8 protein-coding genes are annotated in these 6,149 nt (G+C 46.2%); 7 read left to right on the forward strand and 1 reads right to left on the reverse strand.

Translation table 11 applies throughout. The features are described 5' to 3' along the window. Positions 1-81: 81 nt before the first annotated feature. The 7 genes from mlaD (at position 82) to hisD (ending at position 5,077) form a co-directional block, all read left to right on the forward strand. Positions 82-540 carry an outer membrane lipid asymmetry maintenance protein MlaD gene (mlaD, locus tag ABY436_RS18310; RefSeq protein WP_372740371.1) on the forward strand — a complete coding sequence of 153 codons (459 nt, stop codon included), beginning with the start codon at positions 82-84 and terminating at the stop codon, positions 538-540. Between the two features lie 14 nt (positions 541-554). Further along, positions 555-1,184, forward strand: coding sequence for a phospholipid-binding protein MlaC (locus ABY436_RS18315; protein WP_372740372.1), 630 nt, complete (start codon positions 555-557; stop codon positions 1,182-1,184). A gap of 3 nt (positions 1,185-1,187) precedes the next feature. Next, positions 1,188-1,496 carry a lipid asymmetry maintenance protein MlaB gene (locus ABY436_RS18320; protein ID WP_372740373.1) on the forward strand — a complete coding sequence of 103 codons (309 nt, stop codon included), beginning with the start codon at positions 1,188-1,190 and terminating at the stop codon, positions 1,494-1,496. A gap of 83 nt (positions 1,497-1,579) precedes the next feature. Beyond that, positions 1,580-1,822, forward strand: a complete 243-nt coding sequence (locus tag ABY436_RS18325) for a BolA family protein (RefSeq protein ID WP_090729351.1) — start codon at positions 1,580-1,582, stop codon at positions 1,820-1,822. A 21-nt stretch (positions 1,823-1,843) separates the two neighbouring features. Then, complete coding sequence (gene murA / locus ABY436_RS18330; protein WP_372740374.1) at positions 1,844-3,106, forward strand: UDP-N-acetylglucosamine 1-carboxyvinyltransferase; 1,263 nt, start codon at positions 1,844-1,846, stop codon at positions 3,104-3,106. A 12-nt stretch (positions 3,107-3,118) separates the two neighbouring features. After that, the gene (hisG, locus tag ABY436_RS18335; protein ID WP_372740377.1) at positions 3,119-3,766 is read left to right on the forward strand and encodes an ATP phosphoribosyltransferase; all 648 of its coding nucleotides are present in this window, start codon (positions 3,119-3,121) and stop codon (positions 3,764-3,766) included. A gap of 3 nt (positions 3,767-3,769) precedes the next feature. Beyond that, complete coding sequence (hisD, locus tag ABY436_RS18340) at positions 3,770-5,077, forward strand: histidinol dehydrogenase (protein ID WP_372740375.1); 1,308 nt, start codon at positions 3,770-3,772, stop codon at positions 5,075-5,077. A gap of 96 nt (positions 5,078-5,173) precedes the next feature. Here hisD and ABY436_RS18345 read toward each other — a convergent pair. Continuing rightward, on the reverse strand, positions 5,174-6,149 hold a 976-nt coding region (locus tag ABY436_RS18345), incomplete at its 5' end, for a trypsin-like peptidase domain-containing protein (protein ID WP_372740376.1).

Genomic DNA, 6,149 nt, shown 5'->3' on the forward strand with positions numbered 1-6,149 from the left:
CGGACGGTTGTTTATTCGTCTTTGGCTGTGTTGGCATTGGATTTTATTTTAACCGCATTGATGTTCGGAGATTTATAAAAAATGCGTATGCGATGGATTGAAATTATGGTTGGTTTCTTTATGGTGCTGGGTATTCTGGCATTATTGGGACTGGCATTGAATGTAAGTGGTTTAAACTTAGCCGCAAAAGCAAATACCTATACGGTTCAGGCGCGTTTTGAAAATATTGGCGGGTTAACATCGCGGGCTAAAGTAACGCTTTCAGGTGTACAGATCGGTGAAGTGAAAAGTATTCAGATCGACAAGAAGCGTCTTGTGGCGATAGTGACAATGAAAATATATTCAGATGTAGATTATCTGTCCATCGATAGCTCAGCTAAAATACTGACAGCGGGGCTATTGGGGGAGCAATATATTGGTATATCCGTTGGTTTTGAAGAAACCTCCCTCAAAGACGGTGATACTATAAACGATACTCAATCAGCCATGGTTTTAGAAGAACTGATTGGGAAGTTTCTTTTTAATAAAGTGAGTAACTAGAAGAGGTTCTCCTGATGCAGCGTTTTTTTGTTACAGTTTTTCTTGGGTTAAGCCTGTTTCTACAGTCTTTTATGGCCGCCGCAACGTGGCAGGAAGCGAGCGTTGAGGTTCGACAGACAATCGAAGATATGATTGTCGTCATCGATACACATCGAGCTCAACAGCCGGTCGATATCACTGCTGTAAGCGCTGATATCGAGAAGATTGTTGACCGGGATGTGGATTTTGAATACATATCCAAATGGGTAATGGGTAAATATTATCGCCAGGCAAGCGATGACCAACGTACCAAATTTGCTGTGGTATTCAAGCAAACGTTGATTAAAACGTATGCTAAATCGTTACTTGAGTTTGATATTGATGCTTATAAGTTAGTCGAGCCCAACGCTGTCAGCCCTGAAGATGACAAACAGATTGTTTCGGTGGAAGTTACTTCAAAGGCGGGTGTTAGCTATACCCTGGTTAATTACATGGTTAAAGCTAATGGGGACTGGAAGTTAGTTAATGTCATGTTGGATGGCATTAATTTGAGAATTACTTTCCAGAATCAGTTTGCAGAGATGATGCAGCGTACACAGTATGACGTAGGTCGCGTAGTGGATTCCTGGGAAGCTAAAGTTGACGATAACCCGGTACAGAGTTAGCCCGTGAAAGAAAACAGCGATGAGATGAAAATGAATCAGATCCGCTTAACAGGAGATTTAATTATTCCTGAAATCGATAACATCAGAAAAAAGATTGAAGCAGAATTATCTGGCAAGGACGGTGACTGTGTTCTCGATTTTGCCAGTGTAAACAGAGTTGATAGTTCATCGCTTTCTTTATGTTTATGCTTTTTAAGGTTGGCAAAAAAGCAGAGTAAACAGCTGACCTTTATAAACTTACCAAAAGAGATGATAGCCATTGCTGACTTGGTTGGGTTAAGGGTAATCCTGCATGCCAACCAAGCTAACTAACAGGTATTAATTTCGCCTTTTAGACGCTAATTCGTTATCATTGCGCCCCTATATTATAAACGTAACTCGTCCAGGAGCGCTGCATGAACGCTGAAGAAGTTAAAAATATTATTGAATCGCAGCTGCAAGGCTCGCAGGTAATTACTGGTGGTGAAGGCTGCTCCTTCGAAGTTACCGTCATCGATGAACAATTTGCGGGTCTGATGCCCGTCAAGAAACAGCAGTTAGTCTATCAGTGCCTGAATGAATATATTGCCGATGGCACTATTCACGCGCTCACTATCAAAACCTATACGCCTGAACAGTGGAAAAAACTGCAGAGCTAATAAACGGTTGGAATTTTCTGAATGGATAAACTGATTATTGAAGGTGGGGTGCGTCTAAACGGTGAAGTCCGTATTTCAGGCGCAAAAAACTCTGCACTGCCTATCCTGGCGGCAACCTTACTGGCTGATGAGCCAGTGACTATCTGTAATTTGCCGCATTTGCACGATATTACTACCATGTTGGAGCTGATTCGTCGCACCGGTGTTGAGCTAACCGTTGATGAAAAGCTAAGTGTTGAAGTCGATACACGTAACATTAAAGACTTTCATGCGCCCTATGAGCTGGTCAAAACGATGCGTGCCTCAATCCTGGTATTGGGCCCCTTATTGGCTCATTACGGGCAGGCTGATGTATCCCTTCCCGGTGGTTGTGCGATTGGTAGCAGACCTGTGGATCTGCATATTCGCGGATTAGAAGCGATGGGTGCAGAAATTACTGTGGATGCAGGTTATATTCATGCGCGCAGTAACGGACGCCTGAAAGGTGCCAAAATCTTATTTGATATTGTGACTGTCACCGGAACAGAGAATCTTTTGATGGCTGCCACCTTGGCTGAAGGTCAAACGATTCTCGAGAATGCGGCGAGAGAACCCGAAGTTGTTGATTTGGCAAATTGTCTGATTGCTATGGGCGCAGATATTAAAGGGGCGGGTAGCGATACGATTACTATCAATGGTGTCGAGTCTCTGAAAGGTTGTCGATATTCCGTTATGCCGGACCGTATCGAAACCGGAACTTACCTGGTGGCTGCTGCGGCGACACGTGGATATGTCAAAACTAAAAATACACGTGCCGATATTCTCGATGCAGTTTTGCTGAAGCTGACCGAAGCAGGTGCAAAAATTGAAGTTGGTGACGATTGGATATCGTTGGATATGGAAGGTCGTCGCCCGAAATCAGTCAATATTACAACGGCTCCTTATCCCGCTTTTCCGACAGATATGCAGGCGCAGTTCGCTGCATTGAACTCTGTCGCTGAAGGGGTTGGGCATATTAAAGAAACGATATTTGAAAACCGTTTCATGCATATGCAGGAGATGATTCGTTTGGGCGCTAATATTCTTATCGACGGTAATTCAGCTACCATCGAAGGGGAAGAGCGTTTGCAGGGCGCGCCAGTGATGGCAACTGACTTAAGAGCGTCAGCTAGCCTGGTTATTGCCGGGCTTGTCGCCGACGGAGAAACCACCATTGATCGTATCTATCATATCGACCGTGGTTATGAGTGTATTGAAGAGAAACTGCAGATGATGGGTGCGCGAATTCGCCGCATCCCGGGCTAAGTGAAAAGTATGATGAAAAAACAACAGCTTACGATTGCGCTGTCAAAAGGTCGTATCCTCGAAGAAACGCTGCCCTTATTAGAAGCGGCGAATATTATTCCGGCAGAAAATATCTTCAAAAGCCGTAAGCTGATTTTTGACACCAACCATGACAACATTAAACTTGTGGTCATCCGGGCGACTGATGTGCCCACTTATGTAGAGTATGGTGGTGCAGATATGGGCATCGCCGGAAAAGATGTGTTGATGGAGCATGGTGGTAAAGGGCTTTATGAGCCTTTGGATCTTGAAATTGCCAAATGTAAGCTCATGGTGGCGGGTTTGACGAATGCTGATCCAGTTGATGGACGTATGCGTATTGCCACAAAGTTTGTCAATATTGCCCGTCAGTATTTCGCTCAGCAAGGCTGTCAGGTAGATATCGTAAAACTTTATGGCGCGATGGAGTTGGCACCTATTATGGGATTGGCCGATCGTATCGTGGATATCGTCGATACAGGCAATACATTACGTGCCAATGGGCTCGAGCCTATGGACTTTATCGCCAATATCAGTTCACGTTTGGTTGTTGGTCAGCCAGCATTAAAGATGAAACACCGCCAGATTCAGCCGATCATTGATATGATGTCGGCTGCGGTTGTGCAGCGACGGGAGGGGTAGACGATGAGTGAGTTATCTATCACACGTTTGAGTAGCGCCGACGAAAATTTTGATACTCAGCTTGAAAAGCTACTGGCGTGGGAAAGTGTTTCCGACGCAAAGGTTAATCAAATAGTTGATGATATTTTATCTGAAGTGAAGCAGCAGGGCGATGCTGCGGTTGTTTCATATACGAATCGTTTTGATTTAACCACTGTCAGCAGCATGAGTGAGCTCGAATTAAGCTCTGATCGCCTTGCAGCCGCTTTAACGACATTGCCGCAGGCACAACGTACAGCGCTTGAAAAAGCCGCTCAGCGTATTCGTCAGTATCATGAAAAGCAAAAAAGCGACTCATGGCAGTATACGGAAGCTGATGGCACCATGTTGGGCCAGAAAGTAACACCGTTAGACCGTGTCGGGCTGTATGTGCCTGGCGGAAAAGCGGCATATCCATCATCTGTGTTGATGAATGCGATTCCTGCCAAAGTGGCCGGTGTTGCTGAAGTTATTATGGTTGTGCCAACACCCCGTGGCGAGCTTAACCAACTGGTTTTGGCTGCAGCCGCATTGGCAGGTGTCGATCGGGTGTTCACTATCGGTGGTGCGCAGGCCGTTGCGGCACTGGCCTACGGTACTGAAACGATTCCTAAAGTGGATAAGATTGTTGGGCCGGGTAATATCTATGTCGCGACCGCAAAGCGCGCTGTTTTTGGTGCTGTGGGTATTGATATGATTGCCGGGCCTTCAGAAATTCTGGTGGTCTGTGACGGCAAAACCAATCCTGATTGGGTTGCGATGGATCTGTTCTCACAGGCGGAGCACGATGAAGACGCCCAGGCGATTTTGATCACACCGGATGCTGACTTTATAGATCAGGTTGAAGCAAGTATCCGAAAGCTATTGCCGACGATGGAACGTAAAGAAATTATCGAAGTTTCATTACGTAATCGTGCTGCATTGATTCTGGTTCAGGATATGGATGAAGCGATTGAGATCAGTAATCGCATCGCGCCCGAGCACCTGGAGTTATCTGTAGAAGATCCGCAAGCCTTATTGCCTGGCGTTCGCCATGCAGGTGCCATCTTTATGGGGCGTCATACTGCAGAAGCGCTGGGTGATTACTGTGCAGGTCCTAATCATGTATTACCAACCTCAGGTACGGCAAGATATTCATCGCCATTAGGTGTATATGATTTTCAGAAACGCTCTTCGCTGATTATGTTTTCTGCCGATGGTGCTTCTGACATTGGTGGTGTTGCTTCCATTCTGGCGAGAGGAGAGGGGTTGACCGCTCACGCCCGCTCTGCTGAATACAGAATCAAAAAATAGTACGCAGAATATAGATAGTTTTTATAACGTAAAAAAAGGCCTCAATAGAGGCCTTTTTGTTGTCTTTTAGCTGGTAAGGGCTGCTTCTGCTCTTGTTCAGGAGTTAGGGCGTGTCAGCGGTCTTTCTCCAACGGTTACTTCAGTGGTTAAGTGCTTGCCTTCTCTTAAAAACTCAACGCTTAATGGCTCACCAGGTCTGAAATCGGCGATGCTGATCATTGAGCGACGTCCTTCAACGGGTTTGTTATTTAAGGAGAGCATAATATCGCCTGGCTGAAGCCCCGCTCTATGCGCCGGGCCATCACGATAAATTCCGGCGATGATTAAACCATTCATCTCTTCCAGACCAAATGATTCAGCTAAGTTGGGCGTCAGCTCCTGAATCTCAATACCCATCCAGCCGCGAACTACCCGTCCTTGGGTGATCAGGTCAGTCATGACTTTTTTTGCCAGGTTGGAAGGGATAGCGAAGCCAATACCCTGAGAGCCCCCCGATTTAGAAAAAATGGCAGAGTTGATACCAATGAGATTGCCGTGAGCGTCTACCAGTGCGCCTCCTGAATTACCGGGGTTAATGGCTGCATCTGTCTGTAAAAAATCCTCATAGGTATTCAGGCCCAGGCTGTTGCGGCCTGTGGCACTGACAATACCCATGGTTACCGTTTGCCCCACTCCGAAAGGGTTACCGATGGCTAAGACGACATCCCCTACACTTAATGCATCTGAGGGAGACAGCGTTACACTGGGTAGATTTTCCATCGAGGTTTTAAGGATGGCCAGATCTGTTTCCGGGTCTGTTCCAATCACCTCTGCGGCTGCCTCGCGGCCATCTTTCAACGCAATTATGATGCTATCGGCACCAGAGATGACATGGTTATTCGTAATGATATAGCCTTGAGAGTTGAGAATGACTCCCGAGCCGAGACTGGACTGAATTCGCTCGCGTTGCGGCATATCTCCTAAGTCATAAAACTTCTTGAAAAGTGGGTCTTCTTTCAGGGAGTACTGCTGCTGTTTAACAACGGTGCGTGTATATATATTGACGACGGCAGGCGCCGCTTTTTCAACGGCC

The organism is Neptunomonas sp., assembly GCF_041601355.1.
Taxonomy (GTDB): Bacteria; Pseudomonadota; Gammaproteobacteria; order Pseudomonadales; family Balneatricaceae; genus Neptunomonas.

Coding starts and splice junctions, on each gene's coding strand:
- mlaD (WP_372740371.1), top strand. CDS start 82: ATGCGTATGCGATGGATTGAAATTATGGTTGGTTTCTTTATGGTGCTG.
- ABY436_RS18315 (WP_372740372.1), top strand. CDS start 555: ATGCAGCGTTTTTTTGTTACAGTTTTTCTTGGGTTAAGCCTGTTTCTA.
- ABY436_RS18325 (WP_090729351.1), top strand. CDS start 1,580: ATGAACGCTGAAGAAGTTAAAAATATTATTGAATCGCAGCTGCAAGGC.
- murA (WP_372740374.1), top strand. CDS start 1,844: ATGGATAAACTGATTATTGAAGGTGGGGTGCGTCTAAACGGTGAAGTC.
- hisG (WP_372740377.1), top strand. CDS start 3,119: ATGAAAAAACAACAGCTTACGATTGCGCTGTCAAAAGGTCGTATCCTC.
- hisD (WP_372740375.1), top strand. CDS start 3,770: ATGAGTGAGTTATCTATCACACGTTTGAGTAGCGCCGACGAAAATTTT.